Below are 19,956 nucleotides of genomic sequence, written 5' to 3' on the forward strand. Positions count from 1 at the left end.
GCGCCCACCGTCAGACGTACCGCTCCAGGATCGACGACTCCGCGAGCCGCGACAGGCCCTCGCGGACGCTGCGGGCCCGGGCCTCGCCGACGCCGTCCACGGTCTGGAGGTCGTCCACGCTCGCCGCGAGCAGCTTCTGCAGCCCGCCGAAGTGCTCCACGAGGCGTTCGATGATCGCGCCGGGCAGCCGCGGCACCTTGGCCAGGAGCCGGTAGCCGCGCGGCGAGACCGCCGAGTCGAGCGTCTCGGGGGAGCCGCTGTAGCCCAGGGCCCGTGCGACGACGGGCAGTTCGAGGAGCTCGGTGTGGGAGAGCGCGTCCAGCTCGGTGAGCGCCTCCGCGACCGTGCGGGAACGCTTCGCCGTCGGCTCCGGCACGTAGTCGCGGACGACCAGCTCGCGCTCCGGCTCCACGCCCGCGATCAGCTCGTCGAGCTGGAGCGAGAGCAGCCGGCCGTCGGTGCCGAGCTCGACCACGTACTCCGCGATCTCGGTGGCGATCCGGCGGACCATCTCCAGGCGCTGGGCGACGGCGGTGACGTCCCGGACGGTCACCAGGTCCTCGATCTCCAGGGCGGAGAGCGTGCCGGCCACCTCGTCGAGGCGGAGCTTGTACCGCTCCAGGGTCGCGAGCGCCTGGTTGGCCCGGGACAGGATGGCGGCCGACTCCTCCAGGACCCGCCGCTCGCCGTTCACGTAGAGCGCGATCAGGCGCATCGACTGGGAGACGGAGACGACCGGGAAGTTGCACTGCTTGGAGACCCGGTCCGCGGTGCGGTGGCGGGTGCCGGTCTCCTCGGTGGGGATGGAGGCGTCCGGGACCAGCTGCACACCGGCCCGGTGGATCTTGGTGATGTCCTTGTCGAGGACGATCGCGCCGTCGAGCTTGCACAGCTCGCGCAGGCGCGTCGCGGCGAACTCGACGTCGATCACGAAACCGCCGGTGCACATCGAGTCGACCGTCTTGTCCATGCCGAGGACGATCAGACCACCGGTGTTCCCTCGGAGGATCCGCTCCAGGCCGTCGCGCAGGGCGGTGCCGGGCGCGACCGCGCTCAGCGCCGCGCGCATCAGCGCTTCGTTGCCGGAGCCCGCGCCGGACTTCCCGGGAGCTGCTGCCCCGTCCTTGGCTGCCACTGCACTCCTCCGGCTCGTACGGATGGGCGAGACCAGGGCAAAGTCTAGCGACACCACCCCGCGGCCCTGGGCCGCACGCCGGTCCGGGGCGCTCCGGACGCGCCCCGCCGGGGCGCCCCGGTCGCGATCCGCCCTACCCGCTCGACCCCCCGCCTACCCCTCCACACCCCCACCGGAGCACTGGCGACGGCCCCCGGGCCCGGGCCCGGAGACCGTCAGCCCTGGCCCTCCGCCTCCTCCGTCTTCCGGGCCGGGCGGCGGCTCCGGGGCAGGACCCGGAGGGCGTCGCCCATGTCCGCCACTTCCGTCACCTTCATGCCGGGCGGCACCTTCCCCGGGTCCCCGGGGACCAGCGCGTGCGTGAAGCCGAGGCGATGGGCCTCGGCGAGGCGGCGCTGTACGCCGGTCACCCGCCGCACCTCGCCCGCGAGCCCGACCTCGCCGATCGCGACCAGGTTCTTCGGCAGCGGGGTGTCGCTCGCGGCGGAGGCCAGGGCGAGCGCGATCGCCAGGTCGGCGGCCGGCTCGGACAGCTTCACGCCGCCCACGGTGGCGCTGTAGATGTCCCGCTTGCCCAGCGCGCTGATCCGCCCCCGCTGCTCCAGGACGGCCAGCATCATCGAGACCCGGGAGGTCTCCAGGCCTGACGTCGTCCGGCGGGGCGAGGGGATCTGGGAGTCCACGGTCAGCGCCTGCACCTCGGCGACCAGCGGCCTGCGGCCCTCCAGGGTGACCGTGAGGCAGGTGCCGGGCACGGCCACGTCACGGCGGGTCAGGAACAGCCCGGACGGGTCGGCGAGACCCGTGATCCCCTCGTCGTGCAGCTCGAAGCAGCCGACCTCGTCCGTCGCCCCGTACCGGTTCTTCACGCCCCGGACCAGACGCAGGCGCGCGTGCCGGTCGCCCTCGAAGTGCAGGACGACGTCGACCAGGTGCTCCAGGAGCCGGGGTCCGGCGATCGCCCCGTCCTTCGTCACGTGGCCGACGAGCAGCGTGGACATCCCGCGCTCCTTGGAGGCCCGGATCAGCGCGCCCGCGACCTCGCGGACCTGCGCCATGCCGCCGGGGGCGCCGTCGATCTCCGGCGAGGCGACGGTCTGCACCGAGTCCAGGACCAGCAGCGAGGGCTTCACCTCGTCCAGATGCCCCAGGACCGCCGACAGGTCCGTCTCCGCCGCCAGGTACAGGTGGTCGCTGAGCGCGTCGATCCGGTCGGCGCGGAGCCGGACCTGGCTCGCGGACTCCTCGCCCGTCACGTACAGCGTGCGGTGCGCGTCGCTCGCCGCCTTCGCCGCCACGTCGAGGAGCAGCGTCGACTTGCCGACGCCGGGCTCGCCGGCGAGCAGCACGACCGCGCCGGGCACCAGGCCGCCGCCGAGGACCCGGTCCAGCTCGTCGACGCCGGTGGTCCGGGCGGTCGCCTGCCGGCCGTCGACCTGCCCGATGGGGAGCGCGGCCGTGGAGACCCGGCCGGCGGCGGTGGTCCTGACGGCGGGCGCGCCGTACTCCTCGACCGTCCCCCAGGCCTGGCACTCGGGGCAGCGGCCGAGCCACTTGGCCGTCTGCCAGCCGCACTCGGTGCAGCGGTACGACGGACGGTCCTTGGCGGATTTCGTACGGGCAGCCATGCCCCACACCGTAGCCGCCGCCACCGACAGCGGACCGCCGCCCGCTCCCGGCCTGTGGACGGACGCCCCACGGCTGTGGACGGCGGCAGCTTCACACCCCGCTCCTGTCCTCTTTCGAGTGATGGCTTCACCCGTAAGGCTGAGAAGGGCGGATCCGGTATGAAGAGTGCCCCCTCGCGCGCCTACGGTCGCCCAGTGACGAGCAGCAGGCTGGACTCCTCCCGCACCCCGGGCGCCCACCGGGCGCGCCGCGGCCCGCAGCAGGGACCGCGCACGCTCGGCCAGCGACCCCCCGCCCGCTACGAGGACGTCCTCGACGGACTCTTCACGTACTGCCTCTCGGTCCTCTGCGACCACGACACCGCCACCGCCGTCCTCGGCGACGTCCTCGCCGCCGCCGAACGCCACCACGGCCGCTGCCCCTCCGACGAGGAGGGCCGCACCGCCTGGCTGTACGCGCTGGCCCGCTGGGCCTGCCTGCGCAGCCTCGGTGAGCAGCGCCGCCGGCGGCAGGGCGCGCACACCGGCCGCCCCGCCGTCACCCCGCCCGGGCCGCCGCCCGTCTCCGCGGAGACCGCCGAGCGCCGCCGCGCCGAACTGGCCACCCTCGCCTGGCCCGAGGCCGCCGGCACCACCCCCGAACAGCGCGAGGCCCTCGAACTGGCCGTCCGGCACGGACTGAGCCCGCGCCAGGTCGCCGCCGTCCTCGCCCTCGACCCGCAGGCCGCCCGCGAGCTCCTCGCCACCGCCGCCTGCGAGGTCGAACGGACCCGGGCCGCGCTCGCCGTCGTCTCCACCGGCAGCTGCCCCACCGTCGCCCGCCTCCTCACCGGCGACCAGCGGCTGATCCTCTCGGCGGCCCTGCGCGCCGAGCTCGTCCGGCACGTCGACGACTGCCCGGTCTGCCGCCGCGCCGCCGAGCGGGTCGGCGCCGCCGCGCCCTGGCCCGGTGGCGGGCCGCGCCCGGTCCAAGGCGGCCCGGCGCTCGTCGAGGCCCCCCGGGCCGCCGCGTACATGGCGATGCTGCACGTCCCACGCGCGCGTGCCGGCGCCCCCCGCTTCGCCCCGACCGGCTTCCCGATCGACCCCAAGGATCTCGTCGCCCGCCGCGACCGGATGCGGGCCCGCGCGCTCACCACCACCGTGGTCGCCGCCGTCGTCGCCGCCCCCGTGCTCGCCCTGTGGACCTCCTACCGGGGCGTCCCGGCGGGCGCCGAGGCGGGCCGGGACGCCACCCGGGTCAGTGCCGGCGAGAGCGAGGACGCGGCGGGCGGCGACGGCCGCGCCAACGACCGGTACGAGAACGCCGGGAACGCCCGCGCGACCCCCGCCCCCGGCTACGTCCGGGGCAGCCGCGCCCCCGACGTCTCCGTCGAGGTCGTCACCCCCGCCAGGACCGCCGCCCCGGCCGCGCCCGCGGGCCCCGGCGAGGCGGCGCCGGGCTGGATCGGCGTCACCGCCCGCTGCGTCGGCGGCGTCACCCTGCTCACGCTGCGCGGGGAGGGCGGCACCCCGGTCGACTGGTCGCTGTGGACGGACGCGCCCTGGCTGTACGTGACCCGCGCCTCCGGCACCCTCGCCCCCGGCGACACGGTCACCGTCGCCGTACGCGTCGACCCGGCGCGGGAACCGCGCGGACCCTGGAGCGCCCGGATCGGCGTCGACCCCACCGGCGCGGTGCTGCGGATCGACGGCCAGGGGCCCGTCGCCCCGATCGACGACCGGGTGATCCCGCCCCCGCCGGTCACCACGGAGCCCACGACCCCGCCGACCGCGCCGCCCACGAGCGGCCCGGTGGACCCGGAGCCGACCGGCCCGACCGATCCGACGGAGCCCACGCGGACGCCGACGACCCCGCCGGCGACGGAGGAACCCACCACCCCGCCGCCGACCACGGAGCCCGCGACCCCGCCCCCGACGACCGATCCGACGACGCCCCCGCCGACCACGGACCCGCCCCCGACGACGGACCCGGGCACCACGGAGCCGACACCCCCGCCGACCACGGACGAACCGGCCCCGCAGCCCTCCTCCTGAAAGGAGGAGCTAGGGCTTCGGGTCGGCCGGGTGCGGCGCCACCATCGGCAGCGACGAGGCGAGCCGCGCCTCGCAGAGCCCCACGAGCACGTCGTACGCGTCCTTGCCCATCATCTCGATCAGCTCGGGCCGGTACGAGACGTAGACGGGCTCCCCGCCGCCGTGCGCGGAGGTCGCCGAGGTGCACCACCAGTGCAGGTCGTGACCGCCGGGACCCCAGCCCCGGCGGTCGTACTCGCCGATGGACACCTGGAGCACGCGCGTGTCGTCGGGCCGGTCGATCCAGTCGTACGTCCTGCGCACCGGCAGCTGCCAGCACACGTCCGGCTTGGTCTCCAGCGGCTCCCGGCCCTCCTTCAGGGCCAGGATGTGCAGCGAGCAGCCCGCGCCGCCCGCGAAGCCCGGCCGGTTCTGGAAGATGCACGAGCCCTGCCAGCGGCGGGTCTGCCGGTCGCCGTCCTCGTCGACCTGCGTCCACCCCGTCTCGCTGCCGACGTCGTGGAACTGCCACAGCTCCGGCGTCAGCTTCGCCACGTGCTCCGCCACCCGCTTCTCGTCGTCCTCGTCGGAGAAGTGGGCGCCGAGCGTGCAGCAGCCGTCCGCCGCCCGGCCCGCCTGGATGCCCTGGCAGCCGCTGCCGAAGACACAGGTCCAGCGCGAGGTCAGCCAGGTCAGGTCGCAGCGGAAGACCTGTTCCTCGTCGGCCGGGTCGGCGAACTCCACCCACGCGCGCGGGAAGTCCAGCCCCTGCTCGTCCGGCTCCTCGCCCTTGCGCTGCTTCCGCACACCCGTGACGGGCGGCTTCCCGCCCTTCACGTTCTGCGCGTACTTCACGTCCCGCACGTCGTGCGGGACCTCCTCGCGCGCGGCACCGTCGCCGCCGGCGGCACTGTCTTTGCCCGGCTTCGCCTTTTTCGTCTTTGGCACGACACCAAGCGTATGCGGGTCGGCGCAGTAGCGTTTCCGCCATGAGACTCGGAGTCCTCGACGTCGGTTCGAACACCGTCCACCTGCTCGTGGTGGACGCCCACCCCGGCGCCCGCCCGCTGCCCGCCCACTCCCACAAGGCGGAGCTGCGGCTCGCCGAACTCCTGGACGCCCGCGGCGCCATCGCGCCCAGCGGCGTCGAGCGGCTCGTCGCGACCGTCCGCGACGCGCTCCAGGCGGCCGAGGACAAGGGCTGCGAGGAAGTGCTGCCCTTCGCGACCTCCGCCGTCCGCGAGGCCGGCAACGCCGACGCCGTCCTCGCCCGCGTCAAGGACGAGACCGGCGTCGACCTCCAGGTCCTCACCGGCGAGGAGGAGGCCCGGCTCACCTTCCTCGCCGCCCGCCGCTGGTTCGGCTGGTCCGCCGGCAAGCTCCTCCTCCTCGACATCGGCGGCGGCTCCCTGGAGGTCGCGTACGGCATCGACGAGGACCCCGACGCGGCCGTCTCCCTGCCGCTCGGCGCCGGCCGCCTCACCGCCGGCTGGCTGCCCGGCGACCCGCCCGACACCGAGGACGTCAAGGCACTCCGCCGCCACGTGCGCGCCCAGATCGCCCGGACGGTCGGCGAGTTCAGCCGCTTCGGCAAGCCCGACCACGTCGTCGCCACCTCCAAGACCTTCAAGCAGCTCGCCCGGATCGCCGGCGCCCCCGGCTCCGGCGAGGGCCTCTACGTGGAGCGGCTGCTGACCCGCACCTCCCTGGAGGAGTGGGTGCCGAGGCTCGCCGGCATGACCGGCGGCGAGCGCGCCGCCCTGCCCGGCGTCTCCGAGGGCCGCGCCGCCCAGCTCCTGGCCGGCGCCCTGGTCGCCGAGGGCGCGATGGACCTGCTCGGCGTGGAGCAGCTGGAGATCTGCCCGTGGGCCCTGCGCGAGGGCGTGATCCTGCGCCGCCTCGACCACCTCCCGGAGGTCCTCTCCGGCGCGTGAGCCCCCGGGGGCGTACGGCCGGCGCCACGCGCGCGTGCGGGACGCGAAGGGGCGCCGCCGCGGCGTGCGGAGGGTGACCGGAACCACCCTCCCGCGCCCAGGTGCGCCCCGTACCCTGTCTGTCGTGGCAGAACCAGCGGTGCGCGTCCCGGATGCGAAGGTCGCCCTGTCGACGGCCTCGGTCTATCCGGAGTCGACGGCGACGGCCTTCGAGGTCGCCGCGCGCCTCGGGTACGACGGCGTCGAGGTCATGGTGTGGACCGACCCGGTCAGCCAGGACATCGAGGCCCTGCGCCGGCTCTCCGACTACCACCAGGTGCCGGTCCTCGCCGTCCACGCCCCCTGCCTGCTGATCACCCAGCGCGTCTGGTCCACCGACCCCTGGGTCAAGCTCCAGCGCGCCCAGGCGGCCGCCGAGAAGCTCGGCGCGTCCACCGTCGTCGTCCACCCGCCGTTCCGCTGGCAGCGCCAGTACGCCCGCGACTTCGTCACCGGCATCTGGCGGATGGCCGACGAGACCGACGTCCGCTTCGCCGTCGAGAACATGTACCCGTGGCGGTACAAGGACCGCGAGATGCTCGCGTACGCCCCCGAGTGGGACGTCACCAAGGACGACTACCGGCACTTCACGATCGACCTCTCGCACACCGCGACCGCCCGCACCGACACCCTCGCGATGATCGACCGCATGGGCGACCGGCTCGGCCACGTCCACCTCGCCGACGGGCGCGGCTCCGCCAAGGACGAGCACCTGGTGCCGGGCCGCGGCACCCAGCCGTGCGCCGAGCTCCTGGAGCGGCTGGCCGTGACCGGCTTCGACGGGCACGTCGTCATCGAGGTCAACACCCGGCGCGCGATGTCCGCCGCCGAACGGGAGGCCGACCTCGCCGAGGCGCTCGCCTTCACCCGGCTCCACCTCGCCTCGGCGGCCCGGGGCACGCGCGCGTGAGCGAGGCCTCCCCCCGGCGCCGCGGCCGCCCGGCCCGCGCCGCCGCAGACGACACCGCCCCCGGCGCGCGCGAGCGCATCCTGACGGCGGCCAGGACCCAGTTCGCGGAGCGCGGCTACGACAAGACCTCGGTCCGCGGCATCGCCAAGGCCGCCGGGGTCGACCCGGCGCTCGTGCACCACTACTTCGGCACCAAGGACGAGGTCTTCGCGGCGGCGATCGAGGTCTCCTTCGAACCGACGCTCGTCGTCCCCGCCCTCCTCGACGGCCCGCGCGAGGAGGTCGGCGAACGCCTCGCCCGCTTCTTCGTCGGCGTCTGGGAGAACCCGGCGACCCGCGCCCCGCTCCTCGCGGTCATCCGCTCCGCGGTGACCCACGAGGCGGCGGCGAAGGTGCTGCGGACCTTCGTGCTCCGCCGGCTCCTGGAGCGGGTCGCCTCCGGTCTCGCCGTACCGGACCCGAAGTTCCGGGCCGAGCTGGCGGCCTCGCAGATGATCGGGATCGCGATCCTGCGGTACGTCCTCCAGGTGGAGCCGCTGGCCTCGGCGGACCCGGAGACGATCGTGGCGGAGGTCGCCCCGACGCTCCAGCGGTACCTGACGGAAGCCTGACCGGGGCCCGGCGGGGGCCCGGCGGGGGCCCGGCGGGGGCCTGACGGAAGCCTGAGGGACGTCGGCCCGACCCTGACCGCCCCCTGGAATCCCGTCCCGCATACCGGACGGGCTGTCCAGATCTTGGAGCGTCGGCGTACGCTCGAAGCAAGCACATCCATCACGAGGAGCGAGCGACGATGCCCGAGCTGAGGTCCCGCACTGTCACCCACGGCCGCAACATGGCGGGCGCACGCGCCCTTATGCGCGCCTCCGGTGTACCGGGCGCGGACATCGGGCGGAAGCCGATCATCGCCGTGGCGAACTCCTTCACCGAGTTCGTCCCCGGCCACACCCACCTCCAGCCGGTCGGCCGGATCGTCTCCGACGCCATCACGGCGGCCGGCGGCATCGCCCGCGAGTTCAACACGATCGCCGTCGACGACGGCATCGCCATGGGCCACGGCGGCATGCTCTACAGCCTGCCCTCCCGCGACCTGATCGCGGACAGCGTGGAGTACATGGTCGAGGCGCACTGCGCCGACGCCCTGATCTGCATCTCCAACTGCGACAAGATCACCCCCGGCATGCTGATGGCGGCCCTGCGCCTGAACATCCCGACGGTCTTCGTCTCCGGCGGCCCGATGGAGTCCGGCCGCGCGACCCTCGTCGACGGCTCGGTCCGCACGCTCGACCTGGTCGACGCGATCTCCGACGCGGTGAACCCGAACATCTCGGACGAGGACATCTCCCGCATCGAGGAGAGCGCCTGCCCGACCTGCGGCTCCTGTTCCGGCATGTTCACCGCCAACTCGATGAACTGCCTGACCGAGGCCATCGGCCTCTCCCTCCCGGGCAACGGCTCCGTCCTCGCCACCCACACCGCCCGCAAGGCGCTGTACGAGAACGCCGCCCGCACGGTCGTCGACATCACCCGCCGGTACTACGACGAGGACGACGCCTCCGTCCTGCCGCGCTCCATCGCCACCCGCGCCGCGTTCGAGAACGCGATGGCCCTGGACATCGCCATGGGCGGCTCGACCAACACGATCCTCCACCTGCTCGCCGCCGCCCAGGAGGCCGAGCTGGACTACGGCCTGCCGGACATGGACGAGGTCTCCCGCCGCGTCCCCTGCCTCGCCAAGGTCGCCCCGAACGTCGCCAAGGACCGCACGTACTACATGGAGGACGTGCACCGGGCCGGCGGCATCCCCGCCATCCTCGGCGAGCTGTACCGCGCGGGCCTGCTCAACGAGGACGTCCACTCCGTCCACTCCCGCTCCATCAAGGAGTGGCTGGACGCCTGGGACGTGCGCGGCGGCGCGGCCTCCGAGGAGGCCGTCGAGCTGTTCCACGCGGCCCCCGGCTGCGTCCGCTCCGCGACCGCCTTCTCCCAGTCCGAGCGCTGGGCGAGCCTCGACACCGACGCGGCCGGCGGCTGCATCCGCGACGCCGCCCACGCGTACTCGAAGGACGGCGGCCTCGCCGTTCTGCACGGCAACCTCGCCGTCGACGGCTGCGTCGTGAAGACCGCCGGCGTCGACGAGTCGATCTGGACCTTCGAGGGCCCGGCCGTCGTCTGCGAGTCGCAGGAGGAGGCCGTCGAGAAGATCCTGAACAAGCGGGTCGAGGACGGCGACGTGGTCGTCATCCGGTACGAGGGCCCCAAGGGCGGCCCCGGCATGCAGGAGATGCTCTACCCGACCTCCTTCCTCAAGGGCCGGGGCCTGGGCAAGACCTGCGCCCTGGTGACCGACGGCCGCTTCTCCGGCGGCACCTCGGGCCTCTCCATCGGCCACGCCTCCCCGGAGGCGGCCTCGGGCGGCACCATCGCCCTGGTCGAGGACGGCGACCGGATCCGCATCGACATCCCGAACCGCTCGATCGAGCTCCTGGTCGACGACGCGACCCTGACCGCCCGCCGCGAGGCCCTCGGCGGCGTCTACGCCCCGAAGAACCGCGAGCGCAAGGTCTCGGCCGCGCTGCGCGCCTACGCCGCCATGGCCACCAGCGCCGACAAGGGCGCCGTCCGAGACGTCTCGAAGCTCGGCTGACACCGGCCCCGCACCGGGGGCCGCTAGGAAATCCCCCCTCACGCGCGCGTGAGGGGGGATTTCCCGTCGCACGCGCGCGGGTGGGCCGAAAAGCCCGCTCCCCGCGCGTGTGCGCACGCGCTACGCTCGCGCCTCGCTCGATGACGTGTCATGTCCACGCCTGCCAGTGAGGGGATCCGCATGCGCGACTCCGTACGCCGCACGGTCCGACGCTCCGCCGTCCTCGCGACCGCCACCGCGGCCTTCGCCGCCCTCGCCGCCGTCCCGGCGCACGCGGCCACCCCGGCCTCGCTCTGCGGCTCCGGCTACACCCAGGTCGACGTCGAGACCCTGCGGAACTCCACCACCGCCCTCGCCCGCGTCCACCTGCTCTACAACGCCGCCACCGGCTACAACTGCGTCGTCACCGTGCACACCGACGCCACCGCCGGCTTCCGGCTGCCCACCGGCGCCTGGCTCACCCCGAAGGGATCCACCACCCGCAAGGACCAGGGCCTGTACGGCTCCTACGCGGGCCCGGTCCGCGCCTACGCCGCCGGCCGCTGCGTCAGCTGGGGCGGCATGATCGAGGCCGGGGTCGGCACGTACACGTACACCAGCCCCTGGGAGCACTGCGGCTGACGCACGCGGGGGACCGGGCTACCAGGACTCCGCCACGCGCGCGTGCACCGCGAACACCGAACCGTCCGGGGCCGTCCCGAAGACCCGCTCCCCGGCGACCAGCGGCGCCGGCACCTGGGGCGCGTACCCGAGCCGCCCGTTCTCCAGGCGCGGCCGGGTCTGCCCGACGACCGCGCCGCGCGCGGTGTCCACGGCGAACAGCCGCCCGTCCGCCGCGGAGAGGTAGAGCCGCTCGTCGGGGCCGAGGACGGGCGCCGAGACGTTGGAGGCCCCCGTCTCCAGCTCCCACCGCCGGCTGCCCTTCTCCGGCGCCGTGTCCAGGGCGACGAGCCGCCCGTCCAGGGAGAGCAGGTACGCCACCGAGCCCCGCACGGCGACCCCGGCGAGCAGCATCCGCTCCTGGATCCCGACCCGCCGCACCGAGCCCGCGTCCGGCCCGCTCCCCGGGGCGTCCGGGTCGCCCGGCGCGAGCAGCACCAGCGCGTCGACCAGGCTGCCCTGGTAGCGGGAGGCGAGCACCAGCGTGCCGTCGCCGGTGCGGCCGACGGGAGCGGCGTCCCCGGGCACCACCCGGCTCCACACCAGCTCGCCGGTGGCCGGCAGCACCGCCCCGATCCGGCTGCTCCGCCCGTCCCCCGCCGTCTCGGAGACGGTGAGGAGCCCGGTCGGGGCGTCGTAGGCGCCGAGCACGGGGTTGTCGAACCCGGTCAGGCGGTGGGACCACCGCCCCGCCCCGGTCCGCGCGTCGATCCCGCGCAGCGCGCCGTGGCCGTCGGTGAGGACCACCACCCCGCCCGCAGGGCGGAAGGTCTCGGCCACGTCGGCGCGCGCGGTCCAGCCGGGCGCCCCGTCCTCGACGGCGTGCGCGCGCAGCGGCCCGGTCCCCGTCGCGACGCCGACCAGCGGCTCCGTCCCGCCGGCCAGCGGCACCGGCGCGAGCGGCGGATCGGCCGCCACCGGCCCGGTCCGCTTCCACAGCACCTCGCCGGTCCTCGGGTCGAGCCGCGCGAGCGCGACGCCCCGGGCCGTGCAGTAGAGGGAGCCGGCCTCGTGCAGACAGGCCGGCGCCGCGGTCCCGCCGTGCTCCTGGAGCCGGGTGTGCCAGCCGTCGAAGGCGGTCGCCACCTCGGCGGGGTGGGCGGGCGCCTCGGTGGCGGGCCGGGCCGGCGGGCGCAGCGCCGCGTACACCCCGGCCCCGGCGAGCACGAGCACGACGGCGGCGGAGACGGTGAGCCGCGGGGCGCGCGGCCCCCGCCGGCGCCGCGCGGGCGGGGCGGGCACGGCGGCCCGGGTCATGGTCGCGCCGGAGCCGCCCTGGGCGGCCAGGGCGTCGTCGGCCCCGTACGGCTGCCCGTCGGGCGCGTACGGTCGCCCGTCGGGCGCGAACGGGTCGGCGGGCAGCACCGGGCGCCGCCGCTGGGTCGGTATGAAGGCCTCGGCCTCGTACGACGGCGGAAGCAGGGCCGCCATGATCTGCGCCGGCGTCGGCCGGTCGCCCGGCTCCTTCGCCAGGCAGCGCGCGACCAGCGGCGCGAGCTCGCCGGGCACCCCGCTGAGGTCCGGCTCGTCGTGGACGACCTGGTAGGCCACGATGTACGGGCTGTCCGAGTCGAAGGGGCCGTGCCCGGTCGCCGCGTGCACCAGGACCGAGCCCAGCGCGAAGACGTCGGCGGCCGGTCCGACCTCGCGCGGCCGCTGGAACTGCTCGGGCGCCATGAACGGCGGCGAGCCGATCAGCTTCCCGGTCTCCGTGCGCAGATCGCTGTCGACCGGCCGGGAGATCCCGAAGTCGATGACCTTGGGCCCGGTGTCGGTGAGCAGCACGTTGCTCGGCTTGAGGTCGCGGTGCACCACCCCGGCGCGGTGGATGTCGCGCAGCGCCTCGGCGAGCCCGGCGGTCAGCCGGCGCAGCTCGGCGGGGGAGAGGGGGCCGCGCTGGCGCACCTGGTCGGCGAGGGTGGGGCCGGGGACGTAGAGGGTGGCCATCCAGGGGCGCTCGGCGTCCGGGTCGGCGTCCACGACGGGCGCGGTGAAGGCGCCGCTGACCCGGCGGGCGGCGGCCACCTCCTGCCGGAAGCGGGCCCGGAAGTCGGGATCCTCGGCATAGCGCGCGTGCACCACCTTCACGGCGAGCCGCAGCCCGGAGGGCGAGGAGGCCAGGTGGACGACGCCCATGCCGCCCGCGCCGAGCACCGCCTGCAGCCGGTACTCCCCGGCGTACTCGGGACCCCCCGGGTCCCGGTCGGCATCGGTCCTGCTCAACGGCGGCATCTCCCACCCCCGTGTGGTTCCGCGTCCGTCCGGTCCGCGCGCACCTGCGCGACGCGACGGAGCCTAGTCGATGGCCCCCGCGATGTCGGCGGCGCTTGCTAGCCTGCGCGCGTCGCACAGAGTGAAACCAGGGGGAGAACATCATGGCGGTGAAGTACTACCCGGTCGCCCCGGGCTACCGGCTCAACGTCCGCTCCGGCCCGAGCACGCAGTACCCGGTGGTCCGGGTGCTCTCCGAGGGAGCGACCGTCCCGGTCCACTGCCAGAAGCCCGGCGAGTGGGTCACGGGGCCGTACGGCACCACCCGCATCTGGGACAGCATCGCCCCGGGGCAGTACGTCTCCGACGCGTACGTGAGGACCGGCAGCGACGACTACGTGGCGCCGCGCTGCGCCTGAGGACCTTCGCCTCGGCCCTCGCAGCGCCGTACCGGGGATAATCGACCTCGTGAGCGAGGACAAGCAGCACCCCGGAACCGGCACGAGCGGACCCCGCCCCGAGGAGATCCGTTTCTTCGGGACCACCTGGGTCGACCACAGCGCCCACTACGGACTGCGGCGCGCCGGCCTCGCCGCCGGCGCGCTCGCCGCGGCCGTCGCGGGCGCCTTCGTGCTGCGCTTCGCCTACGAGGGACTCCAGGTCGCGGCGGTGGGCGGCCTCGTGAACACCCTGGTCATCCTGATGTTCGCGATCTGCTCGGCGATCGCCTTCACCAAGACCTGGGAGGGCTTCGGCCGCCGCCCCGCCGACCAGGCCCGCGAGGACTCCCTCCGGAGCCTCAAGGCCATCGGCTTCATCGGCACGCTCCTCGCCTACGCCCTGCGCTGCCTCATGGAGGCCCCCGGCGAGAAGCTCCGCCGCGCCGAGTACGAGACGGCCCGCGCCCGCCACGAGAAGCGCCGCGGCGCCCGTACCGGCAACCCGGCCGCCCGCAAGAAGCCCAAGCGCTCCTGAGGCACGGTCCGGCGCGCCCGGACCCGGCCCACCCGAGCCCCCGCGATCCTTGACGCGGGGGCTTCTCCGTCCCCACAATTCATCACATGATGAATTACAGCGCGGGGGAGCCCGAACCCCCCGACCGGGAACCCGCGATCACCGCCCGCGACCTCACCGTCGTACGCGGCGACCGCGCCGTCCTGCGCGCCCTCGACCTCACCGTCCCCGCCGGCCGCGTCACCGGCCTCCTCGGCCCCTCCGGCTGCGGCAAGACCACCCTCATTCGCACGATCGTCGGCACCCAGGCCAAGGTCACCGGCACCCTCACCGTCCTCGGCAGCCCCGCCGGACACCCGAGCCTCCGCCCCCGCATCGGCTACGTCACCCAGGCCCCGTCCGTCTACGACGACCTCACCGTCCGGCAGAATCTCGACTACTTCGCCGCCGTCCTCCTCCCCGGCCGCGCCCACCGCCCCGCCCGCGCCACCGCCGTCGAAGCCGCCCTCGCCGACGTCGACCTCACCGACCACGCCGACGCCCTCGCCGGACGCCTCTCCGGCGGCCAGCGCAGCCGCGTCTCCCTCGCCGTCGCCCTCCTCGGCAGCCCCGACCTGCTCGTCCTCGACGAACCCACCGTCGGCCTCGACCCCGTCCTCCGCCGCGACCTGTGGGACCTCTTCCACCGCCTCGCCGCCGACCGGGGCACCACCCTCCTCGTCTCCTCCCACGTCATGGACGAGGCCGAGCGCTGCCACCGCCTCCTCCTGATGCGCGAGGGCGAGATCCTCGCCGAAGGCAGCCCCGACGCCCTCCGCCGCCGGAGCGGCACGGACACCGTCGAAGAAGCCTTCCTCCACCTCGTCGACACCGCAGCCGCCCACGCCGCCCGGCCGGCCGGCCCCGCCGCCCACGAGGAGCCCCGCCCATGAGCACCGCACGCACCCTCGCCACCGCGGCCCGCGTCCTGCGCCAGCTCCGCCACGACCCGCGCTCGATCGCCCTGATGCTCCTCGTCCCCTGCGTGATGCTCTTCCTGCTCCGCTACGTCTTCGACGGCAGCCCGGGGACCTTCGACGACATCGGCGCCTCGCTGCTCGGCATCTTCCCCCTCATCACCATGTTCCTGGTGACCTCCATCGCCACCCTGCGCGAACGCACCTCCGGCACCCTCGAACGGCTCCTCGCCATGCCCCTCGGCAAGGCCGACCTCATCGCCGGCTACGCCCTCGCCTTCGGCCTCGTCGCCGTCGTCCAGTCCGTCCTCGCCACCGGCCTCGCCGTCTGGTTCCTCGGCCTCGACGTCGTCGGCTCCCCCTGGCTCCTCCTGCTCGTCGCCCTCCTCGACGCCCTCCTCGGCACCGCCCTCGGCCTCTTCGTCTCCGCCTTCGCCGCCTCCGAGTTCCAGGCCGTCCAGTTCATGCCGGCCGTGATCTTCCCCCAGCTCCTCCTCTGCGGCCTGTTCACCCCGCGCGACAGGATGGCCCCCGCCCTCGAAGCGATCTCGGACGTCCTGCCCATGTCGTACGCCGTCGACGGCATGAACGAGGTCCTCCGCCACCCCGACGTGACGTCCGCCTTCGTCCGCGACGCCCTCGTCGTCGCGGGCTGCGCCGTCCTCGTCCTCGCCCTCGGCGCCGCCACCCTCCGCCGCCGCACCCCGTGACCGCCCCTCGGACACCCCGCGCACCGGCCGCCCGGCCGGTGCGAGGATGACGGCACGTAACCCCCTCCGGCGAGGTGAACAGAGCCATGACCCAGACCGTCGCAGTCCTCGGCACCGGCAAGATCGGTGAAGCCCTCCTCAGCGGCATGATCCGAGCCGGCTGGCGCCCCGCCCACCTGCTGGTCACCACCCGCCGCGCCGAGCGCGCCGCCGAGCTCCACGACCGCTACGGCGTCGAGGCCGTCACCAACGCCGAGGCCGCCAAGCGCGCCGACACCCTCATCCTGGCCGTCAAGCCCCAGGACATGGGCCGCCTCCTCGACGAACTCGGCCCCCACGTGGCCGCCGACCGCCTCGTCGTCAGCGCCGCCGCCGGCATCCCCACCTCCTTCATCGAGGAGCGGCTCAGCCCCGGCACCCCCGTCGTCCGCGTCATGCCCAACACCCCCGTCCTCGTCGACGAGGGCATGTCCGTGATCTCCGGCGGCAGCCACGCCACCCCCGAGCACCTCGCCCACACCGAGGAGATCTTCGGCGGCGTCGGCAAGACCCTCCGCGTCCCCGAGTCCCAGCAGGACGCCGCCACCGCCCTCTCCGGCTCCGGCCCCGCGTACTTCTACTTCCTCGTCGAGGCCATGACCGACGCCGGCATCCTCCTCGGCCTGCCCCGCGCCCAGGCCCACGACCTCATCGTCCAGGCCGCCATCGGCGCCGCCGTGATGCTCCGCGACAGCGGCGAACACCCGGTGAAGCTCCGCGAGGCCGTCACCTCCCCCGCCGGCACCACCATCAGCGCCATCCGCGAGCTGGAGAACCACGGCGTCCGCGCCGCCCTCATCGCCGCCCTGGAGGCCGCCCGCGACCGCAGCCGCGAGCTCGCCTCCGGCAACGGCTAAGCGGCGGACAGCACCTCCGCCGTCGTCACGACCCGGGCGAACCTCCCGCCGTGCAGCGACACCGCCGTCGCCCGGGTCAGCTCCTCCGCCGACCGCGTCCACCCGAACGGCCCCGCCAGGTCGAAGGTGTGCATCGCGTCCAGCGGGAACAGCACGTCGTACCCGAGGTTCCCGCCCATCCGGGCCGTCGTCTCGTTGCACATGTTCGTCTGGATCCCGACGATCACCACCTGCTCGATCGCCGCGCCCTTCAGCCACGCGTCCAGGTCCGGCTCCCCGTAGAAGGCGGAGTTCACCGTCTTCGTCACCAGCACCTCGGGCCCGGCCCCCCGGCCCCGCCGCTCCTCGACGAAGTCCTTGAACGCGTTCCCGGGGGTCCCCGGCGCCAGCGGCGACCCCGCCTGCCGCGAGTCGTGCCGTACGAACACCACCGGCCGGCCCGTCTCCTGCCACCGGTCGATCAGGGCGGCCATGTTCTCCTCCGCCTCCGGGTTGTCCCGCCGTCCCCAGAATTCGTACGCGAAGCCCTTCTGGACGTCGATGACGATCAGCGCCGCGTTCTCCTCGATCTCCATGACCACGATCCTGCCGGGGCCCGACCGCCCGCCCCAGAGGTACGGAAGCCGGCGATCGATGGTTTACTGCCACACCATGCCAGCCCCCCAGCGCATCGCCCTCCTCACCTTCCCCGGCATCCGCGCCTTCGACGTCTCCGTCGTCACCGAGGTCTGGGGCACCGACCGCGTCCGCCACGGCGTCCCCGCCTTCGACCTCCGCCGCACCGCCGCCGACCCGGCCGCCCCGATCCCCCTCCGCGGCGGCCTGAGCCTCACCCCCGACCGCCCCCTCGACTGGATCGACGCCCTCACCCCCACCGACCTCGTCCTCGTCCCCGGCATCGAGGACCCCGACGCCGACGTCCCGGCCCCCGCCCTCGACGCCCTCCGCCGCGCCCACACCGCCGGCGTCCCCGTCGCCTCCCTCTGCGCCGGCGCCTTCGTCCTTGCCCGCGCCGGCCTCCTGGACGGCCGCCGCGCGGTCACCCACTGGCGCCTCGCCGACACCCTCGCCGCCCGCCACCCCAAGGTCCGTGTCGAACCCGAGGCGCTCTACATCGAGGACACCGGCATCTGGACCTCGGCCGGCACCGCCGCCGGCATCGACCTCTGCCTCCACCTGGTCCGTACGGCCCACGGCGCCGAGGCCGCCGCCACCGTCGCCCGCTCGATGGTCACCGCCCCCTTCCGCACCGGCACCCAGGCCCAGTTCATCGAGCGCCCCACCCCCAGGACCGACCGCGACGCCGACGCCCTCGCCGCCGTACGCGCCCACGCGCTCGCCCACCTCGACCAGCCCCACACCGTCGCGAGCCTGGCGGCCCACGCCGGCATGTCCCCCCGCTCCTTCGCCCGCCACTTCCAGGCCACCACCGGCACCACCCCCCTCCACTGGCTCATCACCCAGCGCGTCGCCGCCGCCCAGAAACTCCTCGAACGCACCGACCACCCCCTCCCCGAGGTGGCCCGCCGCGCGGGCTTCGGCAGCGAGGTCACGATGCGCCAGCACTTCGCCTCGCACCTCGCCACCAGCCCGCGCGACTACCGCGGCGCCTTCCGTCAGACGGCCGGCAGCAGCCCGATCGCCCGGTAGGCCCGGTCGACCAGCGGCCGCGCCGTCCCCCGGGCCCGCTCGGCCCCCCGCCGCAGCACCCCGTCCACGTACGCCGGGTCCGCCGCGAGCTCGGCATGCCGCTCCCGCACCGGCCGCAGCAGCTCCACGACCGCGTCCGCCGTGTCCTTCTTCAGAGCCCCGTACGAGGCGTACCCGCCGGCCAGCTCCTCCGGGTCCCCACCCGTGGCCGCCGCCATCAGATCGAGCAGGTTCGTGACCCCCGGCTTGAGCTCCCGGTCGTAGGCGACCTCCTGCCCGCTGTCGGTCACCGCCCGCATGACCTTCCGCCGCACGGTGTCCGCGTCGTCGAGCAGATAGACGATCCCCGTCCCGTTCTCGTGCGACTTCCCCATCTTCGACGTGGGGTCCTGGAGGTCCATCACCCGCGCCGCCACCGCCGGCCGCGTCGCCCTCGGCACGGTGAAGACGTGCCCGTACCGCTGGTTGAACCGCACCGCCAGATCCCGCGTCAGCTCCACGTGCTGCGTCTGGTCCTCACCCACCGGCACCTCGTCGGCCCCGTAGGCCAGGATGTCCGCCGCCATCAGCACGGGATAGGTGAGCAGCGACAGCCGTACCCCCTGCCCGGCCTCCCGCGCCTGCACGCTCTTCTCCTTGTACTGGATCATCCGCCGCAGCTCGCCGTCGGTGGCCGTGCACTCCAGGAGGTACGACAGCCGGGCGTGCTCGTCCACATGGCTCTGCACGAACAGCGTGCAGAGCTCCGGATCGAGCCCCGAGGCCAGCAGCAGCGTCGCCGCCTGCCGGCTCAGCCGGCGCACCCGCGCGGGATCGTGCTCCACGGTCAGCGCGTGCAGATCCACCACGCTGAACAGCGCCTCGCCCTGGTGCTGATCCACCTCGACCCACCGCCGTACGGCCCCGAGGTAGTTGCCCAGCGTCAGATGCCCCGTCGGCTTGACCCCGCTGAAGATCCTCGTCATCGCGTTCCGCTCCTTCTCCGTCCAACGCCGGCCCGACGGCCCGGCTCCCGGAGGGGGATACGCGAACGGCCGCCGAGTCGGCGGCCGTGTGCATGCGTCAGTACGGGCCGCCGGTCAGGCGGCCCACCACTGGGTGGTGTGCGCATGCGTAGTCATACGGAGAGGGTACGCCGCCGGACCGGGGTTGACACGGGATTACACGGTCCGTACTGTTCTCCGAGTTGTCCGACGTGAGCACCGACCCCGGTCGGCCCCGGACAGCGATTCCGCAAGAACCACTGAGCCTGACGGCCACGATTCGTCGTGCCGTTCTGCTTTCCGTGCGCTTTTGCGAAATGAGGAATCCGCGTTCGAACTTCGGACGCAGGCCCCGATTCGCTTCGGGGCCGGGGAATCCGCTAATGTCTCACTCGTCGGAACGGCCCAACAGCCCGGAAGACAAACCCCGCTGACTGGGAATCAGACGCCGAAAGGATCTGATAGAGTCGGAAACGCCGGAAGGGCCCGGAGCGAAAGCGAAAGGGACCGGAAAGCACCGAGGAAATCGGATCGGAAAGATCTGATAGAGTCGGAAACGAAGGAAGCGCCCGGAGGGCCTGGAAACAGGAACGAAGGAAGCGTCCGCACCTTGAGAACTCAACAGCGTGC

Annotated in this window: 18 protein-coding genes; 12 read left to right on the top strand and 6 right to left on the bottom strand. The window is 74.3% G+C overall.

What is annotated here, in order from left to right; genetic code table 11:
- Positions 1 to 10 precede the first annotated feature (10 nt).
- Both disA and radA read right to left on the bottom strand, forming a co-directional pair.
- Positions 11 to 1,135, bottom strand: a complete 1,125-nt coding sequence (disA, locus tag HHL19_RS28395) for a DNA integrity scanning diadenylate cyclase DisA (protein ID WP_169093186.1) — start codon at positions 1,133 to 1,135, stop codon at positions 11 to 13.
- Between the two features lie 215 nt (positions 1,136 to 1,350).
- Complete coding sequence (gene radA / locus HHL19_RS28400; protein WP_169093187.1) at positions 1,351 to 2,763, bottom strand: DNA repair protein RadA; 1,413 nt, start codon at positions 2,761 to 2,763, stop codon at positions 1,351 to 1,353.
- A gap of 195 nt (positions 2,764 to 2,958) precedes the next feature.
- Between radA and HHL19_RS28405 the strand changes: the two genes are divergently transcribed.
- Positions 2,959 to 4,800 carry a sigma-70 family RNA polymerase sigma factor gene (locus tag HHL19_RS28405; protein ID WP_169093188.1) on the top strand — a complete coding sequence of 614 codons (1,842 nt, stop codon included), beginning with the start codon at positions 2,959 to 2,961 and terminating at the stop codon, positions 4,798 to 4,800.
- A 9-nt stretch (positions 4,801 to 4,809) separates the two neighbouring features.
- Here HHL19_RS28405 and HHL19_RS28410 read toward each other — a convergent pair whose 3' ends face one another.
- Entirely contained in the window at positions 4,810 to 5,616 is an 807-nt protein-coding gene (locus HHL19_RS28410) for a hypothetical protein (RefSeq protein WP_346768423.1), read from the bottom strand.
- A 152-nt stretch (positions 5,617 to 5,768) separates the two neighbouring features.
- On the opposite strand from HHL19_RS28410, the gene HHL19_RS28415 reads away from it, so the two are divergent.
- From HHL19_RS28415 to HHL19_RS38265, 5 genes are all read left to right on the top strand, one after another.
- Positions 5,769 to 6,713, top strand: coding sequence for a Ppx/GppA phosphatase family protein (locus HHL19_RS28415; RefSeq protein WP_169093190.1), 945 nt, complete (start codon positions 5,769 to 5,771; stop codon positions 6,711 to 6,713).
- A 124-nt stretch (positions 6,714 to 6,837) separates the two neighbouring features.
- Complete coding sequence (locus HHL19_RS28420) at positions 6,838 to 7,662, top strand: sugar phosphate isomerase/epimerase (RefSeq protein WP_169093191.1); 825 nt, start codon at positions 6,838 to 6,840, stop codon at positions 7,660 to 7,662.
- On the top strand, positions 7,659 to 8,273 hold the full coding sequence (locus HHL19_RS28425; protein ID WP_169093192.1) for a TetR family transcriptional regulator: 615 nt from the start codon (positions 7,659 to 7,661) through the stop codon (positions 8,271 to 8,273). The genes HHL19_RS28420 and HHL19_RS28425 overlap by 4 nt, the downstream gene beginning before the upstream one ends.
- A gap of 179 nt (positions 8,274 to 8,452) precedes the next feature.
- Positions 8,453 to 10,306: a dihydroxy-acid dehydratase gene (gene ilvD / locus HHL19_RS28430; RefSeq protein WP_169093193.1), complete on the top strand. Its 1,854-nt coding sequence runs from the start codon at positions 8,453 to 8,455 to the stop codon at positions 10,304 to 10,306.
- Between the two features lie 180 nt (positions 10,307 to 10,486).
- The gene (locus HHL19_RS38265) at positions 10,487 to 10,927 is read left to right on the top strand and encodes an acetyltransferase (protein WP_169093194.1); all 441 of its coding nucleotides are present in this window, start codon (positions 10,487 to 10,489) and stop codon (positions 10,925 to 10,927) included.
- 18 nt (positions 10,928 to 10,945) lie between these two features.
- Here the strand turns inward: HHL19_RS38265 and HHL19_RS28440 are convergent, their stop codons facing one another.
- A complete protein-coding gene (locus HHL19_RS28440; RefSeq protein ID WP_169093195.1) occupies positions 10,946 to 13,198 on the bottom strand; it encodes a serine/threonine-protein kinase in 2,253 nt (750 codons plus the stop codon).
- A 143-nt stretch (positions 13,199 to 13,341) separates the two neighbouring features.
- Here HHL19_RS28440 and HHL19_RS28445 point away from each other — a divergent pair, with 143 nt between their 5' ends.
- From HHL19_RS28445 to proC, 5 genes are all read left to right on the top strand, one after another.
- Positions 13,342 to 13,596 (top strand): SH3 domain-containing protein, encoded by a 255-nt coding sequence (locus HHL19_RS28445; RefSeq protein WP_169093196.1) that lies wholly within the window; start codon positions 13,342 to 13,344, stop codon positions 13,594 to 13,596.
- A 49-nt stretch (positions 13,597 to 13,645) separates the two neighbouring features.
- Positions 13,646 to 14,152, top strand: a complete 507-nt coding sequence (locus tag HHL19_RS28450) for a hypothetical protein (protein WP_169093197.1) — start codon at positions 13,646 to 13,648, stop codon at positions 14,150 to 14,152.
- An 86-nt stretch (positions 14,153 to 14,238) separates the two neighbouring features.
- Positions 14,239 to 15,063, top strand: a complete 825-nt coding sequence (locus HHL19_RS28455) for an ABC transporter ATP-binding protein (protein WP_169093198.1) — start codon at positions 14,239 to 14,241, stop codon at positions 15,061 to 15,063.
- Positions 15,060 to 15,797 (top strand): ABC transporter permease, encoded by a 738-nt coding sequence (locus tag HHL19_RS28460; RefSeq protein ID WP_169093199.1) that lies wholly within the window; start codon positions 15,060 to 15,062, stop codon positions 15,795 to 15,797. The genes HHL19_RS28455 and HHL19_RS28460 overlap by 4 nt, the downstream gene beginning before the upstream one ends.
- Before the next feature lie 86 nt (positions 15,798 to 15,883).
- On the top strand, positions 15,884 to 16,693 hold the full coding sequence (gene proC / locus HHL19_RS28465; protein WP_169093200.1) for a pyrroline-5-carboxylate reductase: 810 nt from the start codon (positions 15,884 to 15,886) through the stop codon (positions 16,691 to 16,693).
- Here proC and HHL19_RS28470 read toward each other — a convergent pair.
- Complete coding sequence (locus HHL19_RS28470) at positions 16,690 to 17,268, bottom strand: cysteine hydrolase family protein (RefSeq protein ID WP_169093201.1); 579 nt, start codon at positions 17,266 to 17,268, stop codon at positions 16,690 to 16,692. The two genes, proC and HHL19_RS28470, sit on opposite strands and share 4 nt — an antisense overlap.
- Before the next feature lie 76 nt (positions 17,269 to 17,344).
- On the opposite strand from HHL19_RS28470, the gene HHL19_RS28475 reads away from it, so the two are divergent.
- Complete coding sequence (locus HHL19_RS28475; RefSeq protein ID WP_169093202.1) at positions 17,345 to 18,343, top strand: helix-turn-helix domain-containing protein; 999 nt, start codon at positions 17,345 to 17,347, stop codon at positions 18,341 to 18,343.
- Here the strand turns inward: HHL19_RS28475 and trpS are convergent.
- Positions 18,310 to 19,308 (bottom strand): tryptophan--tRNA ligase, encoded by a 999-nt coding sequence (gene trpS, locus HHL19_RS28480; protein WP_169093203.1) that lies wholly within the window; start codon positions 19,306 to 19,308, stop codon positions 18,310 to 18,312. The two genes, HHL19_RS28475 and trpS, sit on opposite strands and share 34 nt — an antisense overlap.
- Positions 19,309 to 19,956 lie beyond the last annotated feature (648 nt).

The organism is Streptomyces sp. R302 (genome assembly GCF_012927245.1).
In the GTDB taxonomy this organism is placed as follows: Bacteria; Actinomycetota; Actinomycetes; order Streptomycetales; family Streptomycetaceae; genus Streptomyces.

What these genes read in the sequence shown, in the direction of transcription:
- radA (WP_169093187.1), bottom strand. Translation starts at nt 2,763, where the DNA reads ATGGCTGCCCGTACGAAATCCGCCAAGGACCGTCCGTCGTACCGCTGC.
- HHL19_RS28415 (WP_169093190.1), top strand. Translation starts at nt 5,769, where the DNA reads ATGAGACTCGGAGTCCTCGACGTCGGTTCGAACACCGTCCACCTGCTC.
- ilvD (WP_169093193.1), top strand. Translation starts at nt 8,453, where the DNA reads ATGCCCGAGCTGAGGTCCCGCACTGTCACCCACGGCCGCAACATGGCG.
- HHL19_RS38265 (WP_169093194.1), top strand. Translation starts at nt 10,487, where the DNA reads ATGCGCGACTCCGTACGCCGCACGGTCCGACGCTCCGCCGTCCTCGCG.
- HHL19_RS28440 (WP_169093195.1), bottom strand. Translation starts at nt 13,198, where the DNA reads ATGCCGCCGTTGAGCAGGACCGATGCCGACCGGGACCCGGGGGGTCCC.
- HHL19_RS28445 (WP_169093196.1), top strand. Translation starts at nt 13,342, where the DNA reads ATGGCGGTGAAGTACTACCCGGTCGCCCCGGGCTACCGGCTCAACGTC.
- HHL19_RS28455 (WP_169093198.1), top strand. Translation starts at nt 14,239, where the DNA reads ATGATGAATTACAGCGCGGGGGAGCCCGAACCCCCCGACCGGGAACCC.
- HHL19_RS28460 (WP_169093199.1), top strand. Translation starts at nt 15,060, where the DNA reads ATGAGCACCGCACGCACCCTCGCCACCGCGGCCCGCGTCCTGCGCCAG.
- proC (WP_169093200.1), top strand. Translation starts at nt 15,884, where the DNA reads ATGACCCAGACCGTCGCAGTCCTCGGCACCGGCAAGATCGGTGAAGCC.
- HHL19_RS28470 (WP_169093201.1), bottom strand. Translation starts at nt 17,268, where the DNA reads ATGGAGATCGAGGAGAACGCGGCGCTGATCGTCATCGACGTCCAGAAG.
- HHL19_RS28475 (WP_169093202.1), top strand. Translation starts at nt 17,345, where the DNA reads ATGCCAGCCCCCCAGCGCATCGCCCTCCTCACCTTCCCCGGCATCCGC.
- trpS (WP_169093203.1), bottom strand. Translation starts at nt 19,308, where the DNA reads ATGACGAGGATCTTCAGCGGGGTCAAGCCGACGGGGCATCTGACGCTG.